At 63.6% G+C, this 19,902-nt stretch carries 18 protein-coding genes; 9 read left to right on the forward strand and 9 right to left on the reverse strand.

What is annotated here, in order from left to right; genetic code table 11:
- The first annotated feature begins 4 nt into the window (after positions 1–4).
- Genes dapF through CKW13_RS14110 form a run of 4 tightly spaced genes read left to right on the forward strand, consistent with a single transcriptional unit; the run spans position 5 to position 3,177 of the window.
- Positions 5–835: a diaminopimelate epimerase gene (gene dapF / locus CKW13_RS14095; protein ID WP_095109233.1), complete on the forward strand. Its 831-nt coding sequence runs from the start codon at positions 5–7 to the stop codon at positions 833–835.
- Between the two features lie 13 nt (positions 836–848).
- Positions 849–1,574: a DUF484 family protein gene (locus CKW13_RS14100; RefSeq protein WP_095109234.1), complete on the forward strand. Its 726-nt coding sequence runs from the start codon at positions 849–851 to the stop codon at positions 1,572–1,574.
- A gap of 2 nt (positions 1,575–1,576) precedes the next feature.
- A complete protein-coding gene (xerC, locus tag CKW13_RS14105; RefSeq protein WP_095109235.1) occupies positions 1,577–2,476 on the forward strand; it encodes a tyrosine recombinase XerC in 900 nt (299 codons plus the stop codon).
- The gene (locus CKW13_RS14110) at positions 2,473–3,177 is read left to right on the forward strand and encodes an HAD family hydrolase (protein ID WP_095109236.1); all 705 of its coding nucleotides are present in this window, start codon (positions 2,473–2,475) and stop codon (positions 3,175–3,177) included. Before xerC ends, CKW13_RS14110 begins: the two co-directional genes overlap by 4 nt.
- Before the next feature lie 77 nt (positions 3,178–3,254).
- Here the strand turns inward: CKW13_RS14110 and sutA are convergent, their stop codons facing one another.
- From sutA to glnK, 3 genes are all read right to left on the reverse strand, one after another.
- Positions 3,255–3,578 (reverse strand): transcriptional regulator SutA, encoded by a 324-nt coding sequence (gene sutA, locus CKW13_RS14115; protein ID WP_095109237.1) that lies wholly within the window; start codon positions 3,576–3,578, stop codon positions 3,255–3,257.
- A gap of 450 nt (positions 3,579–4,028) precedes the next feature.
- Positions 4,029–5,366, reverse strand: coding sequence for an ammonium transporter (locus CKW13_RS14120; RefSeq protein ID WP_095109238.1), 1,338 nt, complete (start codon positions 5,364–5,366; stop codon positions 4,029–4,031).
- Between the two features lie 32 nt (positions 5,367–5,398).
- Positions 5,399–5,737 (reverse strand): P-II family nitrogen regulator, encoded by a 339-nt coding sequence (gene glnK, locus CKW13_RS14125; protein ID WP_002555808.1) that lies wholly within the window; start codon positions 5,735–5,737, stop codon positions 5,399–5,401.
- A 372-nt stretch (positions 5,738–6,109) separates the two neighbouring features.
- Between glnK and CKW13_RS14130 the strand changes: the two genes are divergently transcribed.
- Positions 6,110–6,370 (forward strand): accessory factor UbiK family protein, encoded by a 261-nt coding sequence (locus CKW13_RS14130; RefSeq protein WP_095109239.1) that lies wholly within the window; start codon positions 6,110–6,112, stop codon positions 6,368–6,370.
- A 144-nt stretch (positions 6,371–6,514) separates the two neighbouring features.
- Complete coding sequence (locus CKW13_RS14135) at positions 6,515–8,008, forward strand: YifB family Mg chelatase-like AAA ATPase (protein ID WP_095109240.1); 1,494 nt, start codon at positions 6,515–6,517, stop codon at positions 8,006–8,008.
- A gap of 5 nt (positions 8,009–8,013) precedes the next feature.
- On the opposite strand, the gene CKW13_RS14140 is transcribed toward CKW13_RS14135, so the two are convergent.
- Entirely contained in the window at positions 8,014–8,934 is a 921-nt protein-coding gene (locus CKW13_RS14140) for a LysR substrate-binding domain-containing protein (protein ID WP_095109241.1), read from the reverse strand.
- A 157-nt stretch (positions 8,935–9,091) separates the two neighbouring features.
- On the opposite strand from CKW13_RS14140, the gene CKW13_RS14145 reads away from it, so the two are divergent.
- Positions 9,092–10,480, forward strand: coding sequence for a NorM family multidrug efflux MATE transporter (locus tag CKW13_RS14145; RefSeq protein WP_176465103.1), 1,389 nt, complete (start codon positions 9,092–9,094; stop codon positions 10,478–10,480).
- A gap of 240 nt (positions 10,481–10,720) precedes the next feature.
- Here CKW13_RS14145 and CKW13_RS14150 read toward each other — a convergent pair whose 3' ends face one another.
- On the reverse strand, positions 10,721–12,388 hold the full coding sequence (locus CKW13_RS14150) for a bifunctional diguanylate cyclase/phosphodiesterase (protein WP_095109243.1): 1,668 nt from the start codon (positions 12,386–12,388) through the stop codon (positions 10,721–10,723).
- Between the two features lie 268 nt (positions 12,389–12,656).
- Between CKW13_RS14150 and rep the strand changes: the two genes are divergently transcribed.
- Both rep and CKW13_RS14160 read left to right on the forward strand, forming a co-directional pair.
- On the forward strand, positions 12,657–14,666 hold the full coding sequence (rep, locus tag CKW13_RS14155; protein ID WP_095109244.1) for a DNA helicase Rep: 2,010 nt from the start codon (positions 12,657–12,659) through the stop codon (positions 14,664–14,666).
- A gap of 57 nt (positions 14,667–14,723) precedes the next feature.
- The gene (locus tag CKW13_RS14160; protein ID WP_095109245.1) at positions 14,724–15,293 is read left to right on the forward strand and encodes a xanthine phosphoribosyltransferase; all 570 of its coding nucleotides are present in this window, start codon (positions 14,724–14,726) and stop codon (positions 15,291–15,293) included.
- A 133-nt stretch (positions 15,294–15,426) separates the two neighbouring features.
- On the opposite strand, the gene CKW13_RS14165 is transcribed toward CKW13_RS14160, so the two are convergent.
- The 4 genes from CKW13_RS14165 to alr all read right to left on the reverse strand — a co-directional run bounded on the left by CKW13_RS14165 (position 15,427) and on the right by alr (position 19,846).
- Positions 15,427–17,364, reverse strand: coding sequence for an acetyl-CoA hydrolase/transferase C-terminal domain-containing protein (locus CKW13_RS14165; protein ID WP_095109246.1), 1,938 nt, complete (start codon positions 17,362–17,364; stop codon positions 15,427–15,429).
- A gap of 138 nt (positions 17,365–17,502) precedes the next feature.
- Complete coding sequence (locus CKW13_RS14170; RefSeq protein ID WP_095109247.1) at positions 17,503–17,913, reverse strand: cytochrome c5 family protein; 411 nt, start codon at positions 17,911–17,913, stop codon at positions 17,503–17,505.
- A gap of 183 nt (positions 17,914–18,096) precedes the next feature.
- Entirely contained in the window at positions 18,097–18,645 is a 549-nt protein-coding gene (locus CKW13_RS14175) for a cupin domain-containing protein (RefSeq protein WP_095109248.1), read from the reverse strand.
- A gap of 127 nt (positions 18,646–18,772) precedes the next feature.
- A complete protein-coding gene (gene alr, locus CKW13_RS14180; RefSeq protein ID WP_095109249.1) occupies positions 18,773–19,846 on the reverse strand; it encodes an alanine racemase in 1,074 nt (357 codons plus the stop codon).
- Positions 19,847–19,902: the final 56 nt, after the last annotated feature.

A 19,902-nucleotide genomic window follows, 5' to 3' on the forward strand; every position in this document is an offset into this window, starting at 1 on the left:
AACCATGCTGCTGCGTTTTACCAAGATGCACGGCCTGGGCAACGACTTCATGGTCCTCGACCTGGTCAGCCAGCACGCGCACATCCTGCCCAAGCACGCCAAGCAATGGGGCGACCGCCACACCGGCGTGGGCTTCGATCAACTGCTACTGGTCGAAGCACCGAGCAACCCCGAGGTGGATTTCCGCTACCGGATCTTCAACTCCGACGGCTCGGAAGTGGAGCAGTGCGGCAACGGCGCGCGCTGCTTCGCCCGTTTCGTGCTGGACAAGCGCCTGACCACCAAGCGCCAGATCCGCGTCGAAACCAAAAGCGGCATCATCGAGCTCGACATCCGCAGCGACGGCCAGATCAGCGTTGATATGGGCCCGCCGCGCCTGGTGCCGGCCGACATCCCGTTCCAGGCCCCGGAGCAGGCCCTGAGCTACCCGCTGGAAGTAGACGGCCAAACGCTGGACATCGCCGCCGTGTCCATGGGCAACCCCCATGCGGTACTGCGGGTCAATGACATTAACAACGCGCCGGTGCATGAACTGGGGCCGAAGATCGAACATCACCCGCGCTTCCCGGCGCGGGCCAATGTCGGCTTCCTCCAGGTTATCGACCGCCAACGCGCGCAACTGCGCGTATGGGAACGCGGCGCCGGGGAAACCCAAGCCTGCGGCACCGGCGCCTGCGCGGCTGCGGTAGCTGCCATCAGCCAGGGGTGGATGGATTCGCCGCTGTTGATCGACTTGCCCGGCGGGCGCCTGTCCATTGCCTGGGCGGGCCCCGGCGAGCCGGTGCTGATGACTGGCCCGGCGGTACGGGTATACGAAGGACAAGTGCGTCTTTGAACGAGCCAAACCCATGACCGACCGACCTCAGGTTCCAGCCCCGCAGCCCGGCCCAACGCCGGGCGACAGCCTCGAAACGGCAGCGATTGCCGCGTATCTGGAAGCCCACCCGGATTTCTTCGTCGAACACGAAGACCTGCTGGCCACCTTGCGCCTGCCCCACCAACGCGGCGACACCGTGTCTCTGGTGGAACGGCAGATGAAGATCCTGCGCGAACGCAACATCGAGATGCGCCATCGCCTCTCGCAGTTGATGGACGTGGCCCGGGACAATGATCGGCTGTTCGAGAAAACCCGGCGCCTGATCCTCGCGCTGATGGACGCTGCCAGCCTGGAAGAGGTGGTCATCAGCGTCGAAGACAGCCTGCGCCAGGATTTCCAGGTGCCCTTCGTCAGCCTGATCCTGTTCAGCGACAACTCCTTGCCGGTGGGCCGCTGGGTGCCAACCGCCGACGCCCAGGCAGCCATCGGCGGCCTGTTGGCCGAAGGCAAGACCGTCAGCGGCAGCCTGCGCGAGCATGAGCTGGACTTCCTGTTCGGCGAAGAGCAGCGCAAGCAGATCGGCTCCACCGCCGTGGTCGCCCTCAGCCACTTGGGCCTGCACGGCGTGCTGGCCATCGCCAGCCGCGATCCGCAGCACTATAAAAGCTCAGTGGGCACGTTGTTCCTCAGCTACATCGCCGAAGTCCTGGGCCGCATCGTGCCCCGTCTGAACAACGCCTTGCGCTCGGTACGCTAAACATGGAACGACAACTGGACGCCTACTGCGCGCACCTGCGCAGTGAGCGCCAGGTGTCACCCCACACGCTTGAGGCCTACCGGCGCGATCTCGATAAAGTCCTGGCCCACTGCCAAAAGCAAGGCATCGGCAGTTGGGCGGCACTGGACATCCAGCGCCTGCGGGGCGTGATCGCCCGCCTGCATGCCCAGGGCCAGTCTTCGCGCAGCCTGGCGCGCCTGCTGTCAGCGGTGCGCGGGCTCTATCGCTACCTCAACCGCGAAGGCCTGTGTGACCACGACCCCGCCACGGGCCTGACGCCACCCAAGGGCGAACGACGCCTGCCCAAGACACTCGACACCGACCGCACCCTGCAACTGCTGGAAGGGGCGGTGGAGGATGACTTCCTGGCCCATCGCGACCAGGCCATCCTGGAGCTGTTCTACAGCTCGGGCCTGCGCCTGAGTGAACTGACCGGGCTCAACCTGGCCCAGCTCGACCTCGCCGATGGCCTGGTGCAAGTGCTCGGCAAGGGCAGTAAAACCCGCGTGCTGCCGGTAGGGCGCAAGGCCCGGGAAGCCTTGCAACTGTGGCTGGCGCTGCGGGCCCTGAGCAACCCGGTGGACGATGCCGTGTTCGTCAGCCAGAAGGGCCGGCGCCTGGGACCACGAGCCATTCAGTTGCGGGTCAAGGCCGCGGGCGAGCGGGAGCTGGGGCAGAACCTGCACCCGCACATGCTGCGCCACTCCTTCGCCAGCCACTTGCTGGAGTCGTCCCAAGACCTGCGTGCGGTGCAGGAGCTGCTCGGCCACTCGGACATCAAGACCACGCAGATCTACACCCACCTGGACTTCCAACACCTGTCAGCGGTCTATGACAGCGCCCACCCCCGAGCCAAACGCAACAAGAGTGAAGAGCCATGACCATTCAACTCATCACGTTCGACCTGGACGACACCCTCTGGGAAACCGCACCCGTGATCGTCAACGCCGAGGCGGCACTGCGTCAGTGGCTGAGCGAGCATGCGCCGCACTTGGGCGGCGTGCCGGTGGAGCATCTGTGGGCAATTCGCGAGCGCGTGCTGAACGCCGAGCCCGGGCTCAAGCACCGCATCAGCGCACTGCGCCGCAAGGTGCTGTTCCACGCGTTGCATGAGGTGGGCTACGCCGAAGCTCAGGCGGCGCAACTGGCCGAGGCGGCGTTCGAGGTGTTCCTCCACGCGCGCCATCAGTTGCAGGTGTTCCCCGAGGTGCAACCGACCCTGGAGCGGCTGGCCAACCACTTCGCCCTGGGTGTGGTCACTAACGGCAACGCCGACGTGCGACGCCTGGGCCTGGCGGACTACTTCAAGTTCGCCCTGTGCGCCGAGGACATCGGCATCGCCAAGCCCGACGTGCGCTTGTTTCACGAAGCCCTGGAGCGTGGCGAAACCCGCGCCGAACACGCCGTGCACATCGGCGATCACCCGGGTGACGACATCGCCGGGGCGCAGCAGGCTGGGTTGCGGGCCATTTGGTACAACCCGGCGGGCAAAGCCTGGGAGGCCGAGCAACTGCCCGATGCCCAAGTGCGTAGCCTGACCGAATTGCCGGCCCTGCTGGCTCGCTGGAACGCCGTGCGCTAAAACCGCCCGCCCCGACGAGCGCCCATGAAAAAGCCCGCAGCGACGGCGGGCTTTTTCAGCAAGTACGCAGCAAACGCTTAGATAGGTCGGCTGCCGTACTTGTTATCAGGCTTCTTGGGTGGGTCTGCCACCACATTGGCTTCGACTTCCTGCACCTTGCCGCCTTTGGCAAGGAACTCCTCCATGGCGCGTGCCAGAGCATCACGCTCTTTGTTCTTGGCTTCGACGCTGGGCAGCTCATCGACGGAAACGGCCGCCTTGGACTTGCCTTTTGCGGTCGGGACCGGAGCATCACCGCCATCGTCCTCGGCAACGTCTTCAGCCGCCGCTTCGAGGCCTTCTTCGGCCTCGTCTTCGTCACCTACTTCGAGGTCGTCGTTTTCCAGATCATCGTCGCTCATGTTCTACCTCATGACTTGCGAAAAGCAGATTAGTTATAGCCCAGCCTGGCCATCTGTCGAAGGCGGCCGGAAAAAAATCAAGACCCACTGGTAGCCAGGGGTTGCACCTCGTCACCGTGCTTCACGACGAAGGCTTTGCACGCACCACCGTGGCGATGCCGCTCAAGAGAAACACCGTACCAGCCGCCCAGCGCCTGTCGGTCAACCTGCTCTGGCACCACGACCGACCGCCTAGACGTTACCGCTCGCCACCGTTACACACAGGTTCGGCGCGCATTCTAGCGCGCCCACGAAAAAAACAAAGCGCCTAATCTTCCTGCAAAGCTGTAAGCCTTCGGCCGTCTGAAAGCATGCGGTCTGAAGGATATTCGGCCCACCTGGCAATCGACAAACCCCAGACAAAAAAATGCCCGGGCAAGCCGGGCATTTTTTACGCCTTACACAGGCTGCCTATAAGTTGTAGCCACGCTCGTTGTGTTGCGCCAGATCGAGGCCGACAGCCTCTTCCTCTTCGCTCACCCGCAGGCCCATCACCGCATCCAGCACCTTGAGGATCACGTAGGTGACAATACCGGTGTAGACCACGGTAAAGCCCACGCCCTTGCACTGGATCCAGACTTGCGCCGCGATATCCGTCACCGTACCAAAGCCGCCCAGGGCCGGAGCAGCGAATACGCCCGTGAGGATCGCACCGACGATACCGCCGATGCCGTGCACGCCAAAGGCGTCCAGGGAGTCGTCGTAGCCCAGCTTACGCTTGAGACTGGTGGCGCAGAAGAAGCAGATCACACCGGCCACCAGGCCGATCACCAGGGCGCCCATCGGGCCTACGGTGCCCGCGGCCGGGGTGATGGCCACCAGGCCCGCCACCACACCCGAGGCAATGCCCAGGGCGCTTGGCTTACCGTGGGTGATCCACTCGGCGAACATCCAGCCCAGCGCAGCGGCGGCGGTAGCGATTTGCGTCACCAGCATCGCCATGCCAGCCGTGCCGTTGGCGGCGGCGGCGGAGCCGGCATTGAAGCCGAACCAACCGACCCAGAGCATCGCCGCGCCCATCAGGGTGTAGCCCAGGTTGTGCGGGGCCATGGGTGTGGTCGGGAAGCCTTTGCGCTTGCCCAGTACGATGCACGCCACCAGCCCTGCCACACCGGCGTTGATATGCACCACGGTGCCGCCGGCGAAGTCCAACACGCCCCAGTCCCACATCAGGCCGCCGTTGCCGGACCAGACCATGTGCGCAATCGGCGCGTACACCAGGGTGAACCAGATGGCCATGAAGATCAGCATCGCAGAGAACTTCATGCGCTCGGCGAAGGCACCGACAATCAGCGCCGGGGTGATGATGGCGAACGTCATTTGGAAGGTGATGAACACCGCTTCCGGGAACAAGGCCGCCGGCCCAGTGATACTGGCTGGCGTAACGCCCGCCAGGAACGCCTTGCCCAGGCCGCCGAAGAAGGAGTTGAAGTTGACGACGCCCGCTTCCATGCCGGTGGTGTCGAAGGCAATGCTGTAGCCGTAGACAACCCACAGGATGCTAATCAGGCCGGTAATGGCGAAGCACTGCATCAGTACAGACAGGATGTTTTTCGAGCGGACCATACCGCCGTAGAACAGCGCCAGGCCGGGAATGGTCATGAACAGCACCAGGGCTGTGGAGGTCAGCATCCAGGCGGTATCGCCGGAGTTGAGGACTGGAGCCGCCACTTCGTCTGCCGCCATAGCCAGGCTGGGCATTACGAGGGACAACAGGGCTCCAAGCCCTGCGAATGTGCGCAGAGTCATAGTGTTTCTCCTGGGGCGTTGGGTTTGGCGGCTTAGATTGCGTCGGTATCGGTTTCGCCGGTACGGATGCGAATAGCCTGTTCCAGATTGACCACGAAGATCTTGCCGTCACCGATCTTGCCGGTGTTGGCTGCCTTGGTTATCGCCTCGATAACCCGATCAAGATCCTTGTCGTCAATGGCGACATCAATCTTCACCTTAGGCAGGAAATCGACCACGTATTCCGCGCCGCGATACAGCTCGGTGTGGCCTTTCTGCCGACCGAAGCCTTTGACCTCAGTAACGGTAATGCCCTGCACGCCGATCTCGGACAGCGACTCGCGTACGTCGTCCAACTTGAACGGCTTGATGATGGCAGTGACTAGCTTCATGAAAACTCTCTCCCGAATTGGTGGACTTGCCCCAGGAAAACAAACCCGGCTCAAGTCTAAGCGCAGTGCCTGGCTTTGTAACGCATCGTCGGCCCGACTCAGCCATCCCGGCGCACTGCGTTCGTCACAGCGACTGCATCAGTGCATGGGTCATCAGGCACTAAGCAGAAACCTTGCCATCTCTAGAAAAACCCACCATATCAATCGCTTGTCAACGGCCATTGGCCTTTTGCCGCCATCGCCCGCCGGCTTACGCACAAAAACGGTGCAGCCGTGGCGCAACCGATGCGCGATAACCGTGCGGCCGCCCCTGCCCTGGCGGGCAGACACCCCGTGATACACTGCCGGCCATCTGTTCCCAGGACTTTTCCCATGCTCGCGCCCAAAGACCTCCTCGACGCCCTGAGCGGCCACGCTTCCCGTTTGTTCAGCGGCGACACCGCGCTGCCGCGCAATGAAATCGAAAGCCAGTTCAAGGCCCTGCTGCAAAGCGGCTTCAGCAAACTGGACCTGGTCAGCCGGGAAGAATTCGACAGCCAAATGGTCGTCCTGGCCCGTACCCGCGCACGCCTGGAAAGCCTTGAGGCGAAAGTCGCGGAGTTGGAAGCCAAGCTCAACCCGCCCCCGCAGTAACCTCGCCACCACGCCCGTCGCCACCGATGGGCGTGGCCGCCCGATACGTCTTGCAACCCTGTCACCCCCGCCTCGCCTTCACACCTCGACTACCCTTCCCGGACCCGCAGGATGCGGTTCTCTGTGCCCATCAAGGAAGGTTCCATGTCGCTGGCCATCGTCCACAGCCGCGCCCAGGTGGGCGTTGAAGCCCCCGCCGTCACCGTCGAAGTACACCTCGCCAACGGCCTGCCCGCGCTCACCCTGGTGGGCCTGCCGGAAGCCGCCGTGAAGGAAAGCAAGGACCGGGTGCGCAGCGCCATCATCAACTCGGGTTTTCAGTTTCCGGCACGGCGCATCACCTTGAACCTCGCCCCTGCGGACCTGCCCAAGGACGGCGGGCGCTTCGACCTGGCCATCGCCCTGGGCCTGCTCGCTGCCAGCGTGCAGGTGCCCATGCTGGCCATCGAAGAAGTCGAGTTCCTCGGTGAACTGGCCTTGTCCGGTGCCGTGCGCCCCGTGCGCGGTGTACTCCCGGCAGCGTTGGCGGCGCGCCAGGCCGGGCGCGTGCTGGTGGTGCCCCGGGCCAATGCCGAAGAGGCCTGCCTGGCCTCGGGCTTGAAGGTGATCGCGGTAGAACACCTGCTCGAAGTGGTCGCCCACTTCAACGGCCACACGCCCCTGGAGCCGTTCACGTCCAACGGCCTGCTGCTGGCCAACAAACCCTACCCCGACTTGAGCGAAGTGCAGGGCCAAGTGGCCGCCAAGCGGGCCCTGCTGATCGCCGCGGCCGGGGCCCACAACCTACTTTTAAGTGGCCCGCCAGGCACCGGCAAAACCCTATTGGCCAGCCGTTTACCCGGCCTGCTGCCGCCATTGAGCGAGGCCGAAGCCCTGGAAGTCGCAGCCATTCAATCGGTGGCCAGCCTGATGCCGCTACGCCACTGGCCGCAGCGGCCATTCCGCCAGCCCCACCACTCGGCCTCCGGCCCGGCGCTGGTGGGCGGCAGTTCCAAACCCCAGCCCGGGGAAATCACCCTAGCCCACCACGGCGTGTTGTTTCTCGACGAGTTGCCGGAGTTTGACCGCAAGGTCCTGGAGGTTCTACGCGAGCCCCTGGAATCGGGCCATATCGTGATCGCCCGGGCCCGCGACCGGGTGCGTTTCCCGGCGCGGTTCCAACTGGTGGCGGCGATGAACCCTTGCCCTTGCGGCTACCTAGGCGAACCCAGCGGGCGGTGCCGCTGCACGCCGGAGCAGATCCAGCGTTACCGCAACAAGCTCTCGGGGCCGCTGCTCGACCGTATCGACCTGCACCTGACCGTCGCCCGCGAAGCCACCGCCCTCAACCCCACCGCCCAACCCGGCGGCGACACCGCCAGCGCGGCACGCCTTGTCGCCCAAGCCCGCGAGCGCCAGCAACAGCGCCAGGGTTGCGCCAATGCCTTCCTCGACCTGCCGGGGCTGCGCCAGCATTGCCGCTTGGCCCCGGCCGATGAAGCCTGGCTGGAAACCGCGTGCGAACGCCTGACCCTGTCCCTGCGCGCCGCCCACCGTTTGCTCAAGGTTGCCCGCACCTTGGCCGACCTGGAGCAAGCCCCTGGCATTACCCGCGAACACCTGGCCGAGGCCCTGCAATACCGCCCCAGCAACGCCTGAAGGCGTCAGCTCAAATGCTCGACATCCGGTAGCACCATGGCCTGGGCTTCACCCTGTAGAAAGTCGCTCAAGCGCCGCAAACGCTCACCGCCGGGGCGGGTCTTGGGCCACACTAGGTAATAGCCATCGCCGCTGGCGACTGCGGTGGGCCACGGCAGGCTCAAGCGCCCCTGAGCCACGTCCTCGGCCACCATCAGCAGGTCGCCCATGGACACGCCATAACCGCGGGCGGCGGCAATCATGCCCAACTCCAGGGTATCGAACACCTGCCCGCCCTTGAGCGACACCTGCCCCGCCAACCCCATGCGTTCCAGCCAGTTGCGCCAGTCGCGGCGGTCGGGCGTGGGGTGAAGCAACTCGGTGTTGGCCAGGCGCTGCACATCCCAGGGCTGGTCGTTGAGCAAGTTCGGCGCGCCCACCGGGATCAGCTCTTCGGGGAACAGAAAACTCACCTCCCAATCCGGGGGGAAGCTACCGCTGCCCAGCAGCACCGCGCAATCGAACGGTTCGTGGTTGAAGTCCACCGCGTCGATGTCCATCCAGGCGCTGGTCAACTGCACTTCATTGCCGGCCTGCAAGTGGCGAAAACGGCTCAAACGCGCCAGCAACCAGCGCATGGTCAGTGTGGACGGCGCCTTCATGCGCAGGATGTCGTCCTCGGCGCGCAGCACGTTGCACGCCCGCTCCAGGGCGCTGAAACCTTCGCGCACGCCGGGCAGGAGCAGGCGCGCCGCTTCGGTCAGTTGCAGGTTGCGCCCGTTGCGCAAAAACAATCGGCAGGCGAAGTGCTCTTCGAGGGTGCGCACATGGCGGCTGACCGCACTTTGGGTAATGGACAATTCCTGCGCGGCGCGGGTGAACGAACTGTGCCGCGCGGCCGCTTCAAAGGCGCGCAAGGCATAAAGGGGCGGTAGGCGGCGGGGCATCGGGGGGCTCCAAGTAATGAACGGCCAACAGTAGCAAACAAACTCTCAGCATGAGTTTTAATCATGCCACCAATCGTTTTTATCCCTTTGTGCAAATGCCCGTAAGCGCCGAGAATCCTTGGTTTTCTGTCATTGCGAGCAAAAGGGCCAGATGACCATGCAGCATCCAGCACGCACCGAACTCTGGGCCATCCTACGGCTGGCCGGGCCGCTGATTGCCTCGCAGTTGGCGCACATGCTGATGGTGCTCACCGACACCCTGATGATGGCCAAGATCAGCCCCGAAGCATTGGCCGGCGGTGGTTTGGGGGCGGCCACCTATTCCTTCGTGTCGATTTTCTGCATCGGTGTGATCGCTGCCGTCGGCACCCTGGTGGCGATCCGCAAAGGCGCGGGGGACATCGAAGGCGCCGCACGCCTGACCCAGGCCGGCCTGTGGCTGGCGTGGCTGATGGCGCTGGTCGCCGGCCTGGCACTATGGAACCTCAAACCGCTGTTGCTGCTGTTCGGCCAGACCGAAACCAACGTGCTGGCCGCCGGCCAATTTCTGCTGATCCTGCCCTTCGCCCTGCCCGGCTACCTGAGCTTCATGGCCCTACGCGGCTTTACCAGCGCCATCGGCCGCGCCACCCCGGTAATGGTCATCAGCTTGATCGGCACCGTGGCCAACTTCCTGCTCAATTACGCCCTCATCACCGGCATGTTCGGCCTGCCGAAACTGGGCCTGATGGGCATCGGCCTGGTGACTGCGATCGTCGCCAACTGCATGGCCCTGGCGCTGGCCTGGCACATTCGCCGCCACCCAGCGTATGACGCCTACCCGCTGCGCCGGGGCCTGTCGCGACCCAACCGCCAGTACCTGCGCGAACTCTGGCGCCTGGGCCTGCCGATTGGCGGCACCTACGCGGTGGAAGTCGGTTTGTTCGCCTTCGCCGCGCTGTGCATGGGCAGCATGGGCAGTACGCAACTGGGCGCTCACCAGATCGCCATCCAGATCGTCTCCGTGGCGTTCATGGTGCCGGCGGGGCTGTCGTACGCGATCACCATGCGCATCGGCCAGCATTACGGCGCCGGGCAATTGCTGGACGCACGGCTGGCCGGGCGCGTGGGGATCTTGTTCGGCGGCGCGGCGATGCTCGGCTTTGCCATGGTGTTCTGGCTGCTGCCTAACCAACTGGTCGGGTTGTTCCTGGACCACAACGACCCGGCGTTCGCCGAGGTCATCCAACTGGCCGTGAGCCTGCTGGCGGTGGCGGCGTGGTTCGAGCTGTTCGACGGCACGCAAACCATCGCCATGGGCGCCATTCGCGGGCTCAAGGACGCCAAAACCACCTTCCTGGTAGGCCTGGGTTGCTATTGGTTGATTGGCGCACCGGCCGCGTGGTGGATGGCGTTCACCCTCGACTGGGGCCCGACCGGCGTCTGGTGGGGCCTGGCATTGGGGCTGGCGTGCGCGGCGGTGAGCCTGACCCTGGCGTTTGAATGGAAAATGAAACGCATGATCCGCCGCGAGTCGCAGGAAGGGGCGGGGTTGCCAGCGACCTAGTGGAGCGGGCCGGGCGGCGCTCCGCTCGCCCGCGATAGCGGTATTCCTGCCGATAAATATCTAACGACTGTACCGGCCTCATCGCGGGCAAGCCCGCTCCCACAGTGGAACTGTGGTGGGGTTGGGATGTTCATTTCTCCGCTGTGGGAGCGGGCCTGCTCGCGAGGGCGGCCCTGAGTGGCGGTGACGAATTGGTAGGAGTAAGGCCGTTGCCCCCGCAGAGGTGAATTGTCGGGGGGGTTAACCCCTCAACACCGTTTGCCGGTCATGGCCGAGGGTGAGGTAGTCCACCAATTGCGCCAGCGGTACGGGTTTGCTTATCAGGTAGCCCTGCACCTGGTCGCAGCCGTAACCGCGCAGCAGTGCCAGTTGCTGGGGGGTTTCCACGCCTTCGGCGACCACTTCCAGGTGGAGGTTGTGGGCCAGGTTAATCATGGCGTGCACCAGTTTGCGGTTTTCTTCGCGCTCTTCCATGCCGCCGACAAAGCTCTTGTCGATCTTGAGCAGGGCGATGGGCAGGCTGTTGAGATGTACGAACGAGGAAAACCCGGTACCGAAATCATCCAGCGAAAAGCGCACGCCCAGGCGCCCGAGGGCGTCCATGGTTTGCTTGACCAGGTCGCTGCGGCGCATCACGGCCGTCTCGGTCAGCTCGAACTCCAACCATTGCGCGTCCACGCCCCGCTCGGCGATCAAGCGGCTGAGGGTCGGCAGCAACTGGCTGTCCTGGAACTGGCGGAACGACAGGTTGATCGCCATGTGCAGCGGCGCCAGGCCGCGTTCGCGCAGGTCCTGCATGTCCCGCAGGGCGCGGGAGATCACCCAGTAACCCAGGGGCACGATCAAGCCGCTTTGCTCGGCCAGCGGCACGAACTCGCTGGGCGGCAGCAGCCCGCGTTCACTGTGGCGCCAGCGCACCAGGGCTTCGAGGCCGACGATCTGCCCGTCTGCCAGGTTCATCCGTGGCTGGTAATGCAGCTCCAGCTCATCGCGGCGCAAGGCGCGGCGCAGTTCGCTTTCCAGATCGGCGAGGCTGCGGGCGTTGCGGTTGATGCGCTCGTTGAAGATATGAAAGGTGCAACCCTGGGTGCTCTTGGCCTGCTGCATGGCGATATGGGCGTGCCACATCAGCGGGTCGGCGCCAGCCTGGGCGCGGGCATGGGCCATGCCCAGGCTGCACCCGATCAGCAGGCTTTCGCCATCGACCCAATAGGGCTCGGACATCGCCTCGACAATGCGCTCGGCCATCCATTCGGCCCGTTGCGGCGCGCGACGGGTGTCGATCAGCAGGGCGAATTCGTCGCTGCCCAGGCGCGCCACTTGATCGCCCGCCTCCAGCTGGCTCTTGAGCCGCGCCACCACTTGCAGAATCAAGCGGTCGCCGGCCTGGTGGCCGAGGGCATCGTTGGCGTGGCGGAAGTTGTCCAGGTCCAGGTGCCCGAGGGCCAGGCCGCGGCCTTCGTTTTCCGCCAGGCGCGCGGCCAGCAGGGTGTGGAAGCCCTGGCGGTTGGCAATGCCGGTCAACGGGTCTTGTTCGGCCAGGCGTTGCAGGGTGTTTTCCAGCAGGCCGCGCTCGCGCACGTGGCGCAGGCAGCGGCGCAGGGTCTCGGCGTCCAGCGCTACGCGGGTCAGCCAGTCGCTGACGCCATCGGGGATGGTCAGGGGCTCTTGCTCCAGCAGCAGCACGGTGGGCAGATGGCAACTGCCCGGCGCCGGTTGCAGAGCGGGAACGGTCAGTAAGACCGCGGTGCGATCACCCTCGAACAGGCGGCTGACCGATTCCCAGTCCGGCGCGCTGATAAGCACCGCCGCGTCCCCCAGAGGCACCAGACACTCGCGCAACAACGCCGCCCACGTTGGCTCCGGGGCCAATAGCAGCAAACGCACGGGTTCGACAGGCGTGGACAAGCTGGCTCCCTAGACTCTGCATAAAAATGGTGGCGGGGGGCATTATGACGCGCCGATAAACAATGACCAATGGTATTGATTATCAACCGCTATCTTGTACCGCTCTAACTCGCACGTTGTCGCCGTACATTCAGCGCGCATCCTGCGGCAAAGTAGCAAAAGCGGCAAATTTAGATCGAGTGCTACGTCACAAGTCGCACAGAGGCCGCAGAATCTTTCCAGCCTGTTAAAATGCCCGCCCATTTCGCAAGCGACCCCCCTTTTCGTCATGTCCCGACTCAATCCCCGGCAGCAAGAAGCCGTGAACTACGTCGGCGGCCCTCTTTTGGTGCTCGCCGGCGCAGGCTCCGGCAAAACCAGCGTTATCACGCGCAAAATCGCCCACCTGATCCAGAACTGCGGCATCCGTGCCCAGTACATCGTCGCCATGACCTTCACCAACAAGGCCGCGCGGGAGATGAAAGAGCGGGTCGGCACCCTGCTCAAGGGCGGCGAGGGCCGTGGCCTGACCGTGTGCACCTTCCACAACCTGGGCCTGAACATCATCCGCAAGGAACACGCGCGGCTGGGCTACAAACCCGGTTTCTCGATTTTCGACGAAACCGACGTCAAGTCCCTGATGACCGACATCATGCAAAAGGAATACTCGGGCGACGACGGCGTCGACGAGATCAAGAACATGATCGGCTCCTGGAAAAACGACTTGATCCTGCCCCCCGAGGCCCTGGAAAACGCGCGCAACCCCAAGGAACAGACCGCCGCCATCGTCTACACCCACTACCAGCGCACGCTCAAGGCGTTCAACGCGGTGGACTTCGACGACCTGATCCTGCTGCCGGTCAAGCTGTTCCAGGAACACGCCGACATCCTCGAAAAGTGGCAGAACAAGGTGCGCTACCTGCTGGTGGACGAGTACCAGGACACCAACGCCAGCCAATACCTGCTGGTGAAACTGCTGATCGGCAAGCGCAACCAGTTCACCGTGGTCGGCGACGACGACCAGTCGATCTACGCCTGGCGCGGCGCCCGCCCGGAAAACCTGATGTTGCTCAAGGACGACTACCCGTCCCTGAAAGTGGTGATGCTGGAGCAGAACTACCGCTCCACCAGCCGCATCCTGCGCTGCGCCAACGTGCTGATCTCGAACAACCCCCACGAGTTTGAAAAACAACTGTGGAGCGACATGGGCCACGGCGACGAAATCCGCGTGATCCGCTGCCGCAACGAAGACGCCGAAGCCGAGCGCGTAGCCGTCGAACTGCTGACCCTGCACCTGCGCACCGACCGCCCCTACAGCGATTTCGCCATCCTGTACCGCGGCAACTACCAGGCTAAGCTGATCGAGCTGAAGTTGCAGCACCACCAGATCCCGTATCGTCTGTCGGGGGGCAACAGCTTTTTCGGACGCCAGGAAGTGAAAGACCTGATGGCGTACTTCCGCCTATTGGTCAATCCGGACGACGACAACGCCTTTTTGCGGGTGATTAACGTGCCGCGCCGGGAAATCGGCTCGACCACCCTGGAAAAACTCGGCAACTACGCCACCGAACGCAAAATCTCGATGTACGCCGCCACCGACGAAATCGGCCTGGGCGAGCACCTGGACTCGCGCTTCACCGATCGCCTGGGACGCTTCAAGCGTTTTATGGACAAGGTGCGCGAGCAGTGCGCCGGCGAAGACCCCATCTCGGCCCTGCGCAGCATGGTCATGGACATCGACTACGAGAACTGGCTACGCACCAACAGCTCCAGCGACAAAGCCGCGGACTACCGCATGAGCAACGTCTGGTTCCTGATCGAAGCCCTGAAGAACACCCTGGAAAAAGACGAAGATGGCGAAATGACCATCGAAGAAGCCATCGGCAAACTGGTGTTGCGCGATATGCTCGAACGTCAGCAGGAAGAAGAAGAAAACGCCGAAGGCGTGCAGATGATGACCTTGCATGCCTCCAAAGGCCTGGAGTTTCCCTACGTCTTCATCATGGGCATGGAGGAGGAAATCCTCCCCCACCGCTCCAGCATCGAAGCCGACACCATCGAAGAGGAACGCCGCCTGGCCTACGTGGGCATTACCCGCGCGCGCCAGACCCTGGCATTCACCTTCGCCGCCAAGCGTAAGCAGTACGGCGAGATCATCGATTGCGCGCCCAGCCGCTTCCTCGATGAACTGCCGCCGGACGACCTGGCCTGGGAAGGCAACGACGACACCCCCACCGAAGTCAAAGCCGTTCGCGGCAATACCGCATTGGCGGATATACGCGCGATGTTAAAGCGCTAGAATCGCCCACTTTTTCACCAGCCCTGGACGCACACGGCGTCATTAGAGGAAAGCTTCATGGAAGCACTGCACAAGAAAATCCGCGAAGAAGGCATCGTGCTTTCCGATCAGGTCCTGAAGGTGGATGCCTTTTTGAACCACCAGATCGACCCGGCGCTGATGAAGATGATCGGCGACGAATTCGCCGCGTTGTTCAAGGATTCAGGCATCACCAAGATCGTCACCATCGAAGCCTCGGGCATCGCACCGGCGATCATGACCGGCCTGAACCTGGGCGTGCCGGTGATTTTCGCCCGCAAGCACCAGTCCCTGACCCTGACCGAAAACCTGCTGTCGGCGACCGTGTACTCGTTCACCAAGCAAGTGGAAAGCACCGTGGCGATCTCCCCGCGCCACCTGACCAGCAGCGACCGCGTGCTGGTCATCGATGACTTCCTGGCCAACGGCAAGGCGTCCCAGGCGCTGATTTCCATCATCAAACAGGCCGGCGCCACCGTGGCCGGCCTGGGCATCGTGATCGAAAAATCGTTCCAGGGCGGCCGCGCCGAACTGGACGCCCAAGGCTACCGCGTGGAATCCCTGGCCCGGGTCAAATCCCTGGCCGGTGGTGTGGTGACCTTTCTCTAAGCAGCGGTAGCAACAACGTCGCTGCGGTGTACAAGACGCCTGTGGGGCTCGCCCGCGATTGCGGTGTATCAGCCACCCGATGTGCCGGCTGACAAACCGCTTCGCGGGCAAGCTTGCTCCCACAGGCTTGAGGTCAGGGCTGCGCGGTGCCCCGCGCCGTCGCCTGCAACCCCGCCAGCAGCAAGCGCTGGTACAGCTCTTCCTTGAAGCCCTGGGGCTTGAGCAGTTCCATGCGTTCCAAGTGGCGCGGGAAACGCTCCGGCTCCGGTGCATCCAGGGCAGCCTTGCCCAACTCCAGCATCTCGCTGAGCTTGAACTTGCTCTTGAGCCAGTTCAGCGCCCGCAGCAAATCCTGCTCCTCGCCAGTGAAATCCGTCCCCAAGGGGTACTCGGGAAACAGCCGTGCGTGGCGTGCGCCGATCGCTTCCAGGCGTTGCGGGCTGTTGTCGGTGAACCTGGGGTTGAGGCGAAAACCCTTCTGCAGCTTGCCAGCCTGTTGCGCCTGCTCGATCAAATCCTGCTGGAACCGCGAATCGGTGATGTTGAGCAGCGCTTCGATCACCTGGGCGTCGGTTTTGCCGCGCAGGTCGGCGATGCCGTACTCGGTCACCACCACGTCGCGCAAGTGCCGTGGAATGGTGCAATGGCCGTACTCCCAGAGGATGTTGGAACTGACCTCGCCGCCCGCCTCGCGCCAACTGCGCAGGATCAAGATCGAGCGCGCGCCTTCCAGCGCATGGCCCTGGGCCACGAAGTTGTATTGCCCGCCTACGCCGCTGAGCACCCGGCCGTCCTCCAACTGATCGGCCACCCCGGCGCCCAGCAGGGTCACGGTGAACGCGCTGTTGATAAACCGCGCATCCAGGCGCTGCAAGCGCTTAAGTGGCTCCTGGCCATACAACTCGTTGATGTAGCTGATGGCGGTCATGTTGAATTCGCCGCGCTTGGCCTGGGGCAACTCGCGCACGCGCTCGTAGAAAGTGCGCGGGCCGAGAAAGAACCCGCCGTGCACCGAGACGCCATCGGCCTGCGCCGCTTCGTCCAGGGTGCCGGCGTTGGCCTGGGCTTGGCGGGCCTCGTCCGGGTAGACCTTGCGCCGCACGATGCCGGCGTCCACCAGCACCAGCAAGCCGTTGACGAACATTTCGCTGCAACCGTAAAGGCCCTTGGCGAAGGGTTCGACGCCGCCTTCGCGGTCGATCAGCGCCTGCCACGGCGCCAGGTCCATCTCTGCCAACAAGGCGCGATAGCCTTCGCTATCGGCCTGGCGCGCCAACAACGCGGCGGTCAGCGCATCGCCCATGGAGCCAATGCCGATCTGCAAGGTGCCGCCGTCGCGCACCAGGGTGCTGGCGTGCAGGCCAATGAAGTGATCCTGCAAAACCACTGGCATATTCGGCGTGGAAAACAGCGTGGTGCGGTCATCGCTGTCGATCAGGAAATCGAACGCCTGGGCGTCGATTTCCGAGTCCCCTGGCATGAACGGCAGGTCAGCGTGAACCTGGCCGAGCATGAGGATGGTTTCCCCCGCGGCACGGCGCTTGGCGATCATCGGCAGCAAGTCGAGGGTGATGTCCGGGTTGCAGCTCAAACTCAAGCGCTCCGGCTGCCCCGGGTCGCGGGCCACCATTTGGGCCACCAGGTTGAGCCCGGCCGCGTTGATATCCCGCGCGGCGTGGCTGTAGTTGCTGCTGACGTAGTCGCGCTGGGCCGGGGCGCTGTGGAGCAGGCTGCCGGGCTGCATGAAAAATTGCTGCACGCGGATATTGGCGGGCAGGCTGTCGCGGCGCAGGTCGGCAAGGTAGTCCAGCTCCGGGTAATCGCCGAATACCCGCTCCACAAACGGCTCCAGAAACCGCCGTTGCAAGCCATCGCCCAGGGCCGGGCGGCCGAGGCTCAGGGCGGTGTAGATCGTCAAGCGGCGCTCAGGCAACTGGGCGATGCGCCGGTACAGGGCGTTGACGAACCCGTTGGGCTTGCCCAACCCGAGGGGTAAGCCCAGGTGGATATGCGCGGGCAAACGGGCGAGTACATCGTCGACCCCGCGCTCGATTGAACAGGACTGCACCATCTACTCCTCCCGACCATTCCATGAATTGAGGTGAGCCCGAGCTTGCCGGGTCTTGGCGCCGATGACCAGCCTCCTGGCCAAATCGCAGGCACAAAAAAGCCGCTCGTAAGCGGCTTTTTCGCGGTAGATGGCTGCCTGTTAGAGGCCAGACATCTTCTTGATGGCGCCCTTGAGCTCGTCATCGGAGCAATCGGAGCAGGTGCCTTTAGGTGGCATCGCGTTGATCCCGGTGATGGCCTTGGCCAGGATGCCGTCGAGGCCGCCCTGGTGATCGGCACGTTCTTTCCAGGCTGCGGTGTCACCCACTTTCGGTGCGCCCAGCAGGCCCGTGCCGTGGCACGCGTTGCAGTGCTTGGCAACGATGTCATCGGCTGTTCTTGCACCACCGCCGCCAGCCGAGGCTGCGACTTCCATCCCTTTGCACTCTTTGCCCTGGACGCAGACCTGGCCAACCGGCTCAAGGCGCTTGGCAATATCGTCATTGGTCGCAGCTTGAGCGCTGACTGCCCAAAGGGCCAATACGGTTGCTGGTACAGCCAGCATTTTCATAATTAGGTTCACACGTACACCCTCAATGGTGGCTAGTCACGCCCACGGCCACGGTTTCGCGGGCGGGCGAAAGTATAACGGTTGTCCCGCCACACTGAAACAACCCTAAAGTCGAAGGGGAGATTAAGCGCAGCGATGTACAGCTTCGGGCACCTCTGCAAGCCTTGCAGGACGCCTCTTTTCTTAGAAGTTCGCGGGCGTGGCTGCGCTGATTAGTCGCGCCGGCGCATCGAACGGGTTGCGAAAACGATGGGGCTTGGTGCTTTCAAAGTAGTAGCTGTCGCCGGCTTCGAGGATAAAAGTCTCAAGCCCCACCACCAGTTCAAGCCGTCCTTCGAGCAGAATCCCGGTTTCCTCGCCTTCGTGGACGAGCATTTCTTCACCCGTATCGGCACCCGGCGGGTAAATCTCACTGAGAAACGCGATGGCACGGCTCGGATGGGCCTTGCCCACCAGCTTCATGGTCACGGCGCCATCGGAAATATCGATCAGTTCGTTGGCTTTATAAACAACCTGGGTCGGTTTCTCCTGCAGGATTTCTTCGGAGAAGAACTCGACCATGGACATGGGAATGCCGCCCAGCACCTTGCGCAAGGAGCTGATGGAGGGGCTGACACTGTTTTTCTCGATCATCGAAATGGTGCTATTGGTGACGCCCGCCCGTTTGGCGAGCTCACGCTGCGAAAGACCTTTCAGTTTACGGATGGATTGCAGTCGTTCACCGACGTCCAATGCATTAGCCTCCCAGGATTCAGGTTGTATGAATAATGAGCGGTATCATGGCGACAGCGTTCAGTATTTACAACACTTGGGGCGCAATCCACCCGGGCCGTTCGGCAGTGCCGCGGCCCACTCACCGCTAGCTACCGCTATAGAGCCTTGGCACGCGGCGCAGGTTGCAGAAGATCTGGTAGGGAATGGTGCCGGCAGCGGCCGCGACGTCGCTGGCGAGGATGTGCTTGCCCCACAGCTCCACCGGTGAGCCGAGGCCCGCCTGGGGTACATCGGTCAGGTCGATGCACAGCATGTCCATCGACACCCGGCCCAGCAATTGGCTGCGCTGGCCGGCCACCAGCACCGGGGTACCGGTCGGCGCCTGGCGCGGGTAACCATCGGCATAGCCCATGGCGACCACGCCGATGCGCATCGGCCGCGGCGCGATGAACTGCGCGCCATAACCCACCGGCTCACCGGCCGGCAGTTCGCGCACGCAAATCACCTTCGATTCCAGGCTCATCACCGGTTGCAGGCGCGCGGCCAATGCCTGCTGCTGCTCGAAAGGCGTGGCGCCGTACAGCATGATGCCCGGGCGCACCCAGTCGCTGGGGATGTTCGGCCAGCCCAGCACCGCCGGCGAGTTGCGCAGGCTGATCTGCGCCGACAGGCCCTCGCGGGCCGCCTCGAACACTTCGACTTGCCGGGCACTGGCGGCGCTGTCCAGTTCATCAGCGCGGGCGAAATGGCTCATCAGCACGATTTTCGCCACTTTGCCGCTGGCTAGCAGCCGTTGGTAAGCGTTCTGGTAGTCGTCGGGGTGCAAGCCCACGCGGTGCATGCCGGAATCGAGCTTGAGCCAGATATTCAGCGGCTTGGCCACCGACGCCTGCTCAATCGCCTCCAGTTGCCACAGTGAATGCACCACGCACCAAAAGTCGTGTTCGACGATCAGTGCCAACTCGTCAGCCTCGAAAAAACCTTCCAGCAGCAGCACCGGCGCACGGATGCCCGCGGCCCGCAGTTCCAGGGCTTCCTCGATGCAGGCAACGGCGAAACCGTCCGCCTCGCCCTCCAAGGCTTGGGCGCAGCGCACCGCACCATGGCCATAGGCGTCAGCCTTGATGACGGCCAGTGCCTTGGCGCCCGTCACTTCGCGGGCCAGTTGGTAATTGTGACGCAGGGCTTGGAGGTCGATCAGGGCACGGGCAGGGCGCATGGCGGCAGGCTTCTAGGCAGACATGGGAAATAAAAAGCGGTGCGAGCCGCAGGCCT

It is taken from the genome of Pseudomonas sp. Irchel 3E20 (assembly GCF_900187645.1).
GTDB lineage: Bacteria > Pseudomonadota > Gammaproteobacteria > Pseudomonadales > Pseudomonadaceae > Aquipseudomonas.

What these genes read in the sequence shown, in the direction of transcription:
- dapF (WP_095109233.1), top strand. Translation starts at nt 5, where the DNA reads ATGCTGCTGCGTTTTACCAAGATGCACGGCCTGGGCAACGACTTCATG.
- CKW13_RS14100 (WP_095109234.1), top strand. Translation starts at nt 849, where the DNA reads ATGACCGACCGACCTCAGGTTCCAGCCCCGCAGCCCGGCCCAACGCCG.
- xerC (WP_095109235.1), top strand. Translation starts at nt 1,577, where the DNA reads ATGGAACGACAACTGGACGCCTACTGCGCGCACCTGCGCAGTGAGCGC.
- CKW13_RS14110 (WP_095109236.1), top strand. Translation starts at nt 2,473, where the DNA reads ATGACCATTCAACTCATCACGTTCGACCTGGACGACACCCTCTGGGAA.
- sutA (WP_095109237.1), bottom strand. Translation starts at nt 3,578, where the DNA reads ATGAGCGACGATGATCTGGAAAACGACGACCTCGAAGTAGGTGACGAA.
- CKW13_RS14120 (WP_095109238.1), bottom strand. Translation starts at nt 5,366, where the DNA reads ATGACTCTGCGCACATTCGCAGGGCTTGGAGCCCTGTTGTCCCTCGTA.
- glnK (WP_002555808.1), bottom strand. Translation starts at nt 5,737, where the DNA reads ATGAAGCTAGTCACTGCCATCATCAAGCCGTTCAAGTTGGACGACGTA.
- CKW13_RS14130 (WP_095109239.1), top strand. Translation starts at nt 6,110, where the DNA reads ATGCTCGCGCCCAAAGACCTCCTCGACGCCCTGAGCGGCCACGCTTCC.
- CKW13_RS14135 (WP_095109240.1), top strand. Translation starts at nt 6,515, where the DNA reads ATGTCGCTGGCCATCGTCCACAGCCGCGCCCAGGTGGGCGTTGAAGCC.
- CKW13_RS14140 (WP_095109241.1), bottom strand. Translation starts at nt 8,934, where the DNA reads ATGCCCCGCCGCCTACCGCCCCTTTATGCCTTGCGCGCCTTTGAAGCG.
- CKW13_RS14145 (WP_176465103.1), top strand. Translation starts at nt 9,092, where the DNA reads ATGCAGCATCCAGCACGCACCGAACTCTGGGCCATCCTACGGCTGGCC.
- rep (WP_095109244.1), top strand. Translation starts at nt 12,657, where the DNA reads ATGTCCCGACTCAATCCCCGGCAGCAAGAAGCCGTGAACTACGTCGGC.
- CKW13_RS14160 (WP_095109245.1), top strand. Translation starts at nt 14,724, where the DNA reads ATGGAAGCACTGCACAAGAAAATCCGCGAAGAAGGCATCGTGCTTTCC.
- CKW13_RS14165 (WP_095109246.1), bottom strand. Translation starts at nt 17,364, where the DNA reads ATGGTGCAGTCCTGTTCAATCGAGCGCGGGGTCGACGATGTACTCGCC.
- CKW13_RS14170 (WP_095109247.1), bottom strand. Translation starts at nt 17,913, where the DNA reads ATGAAAATGCTGGCTGTACCAGCAACCGTATTGGCCCTTTGGGCAGTC.
- alr (WP_095109249.1), bottom strand. Translation starts at nt 19,846, where the DNA reads ATGCGCCCTGCCCGTGCCCTGATCGACCTCCAAGCCCTGCGTCACAAT.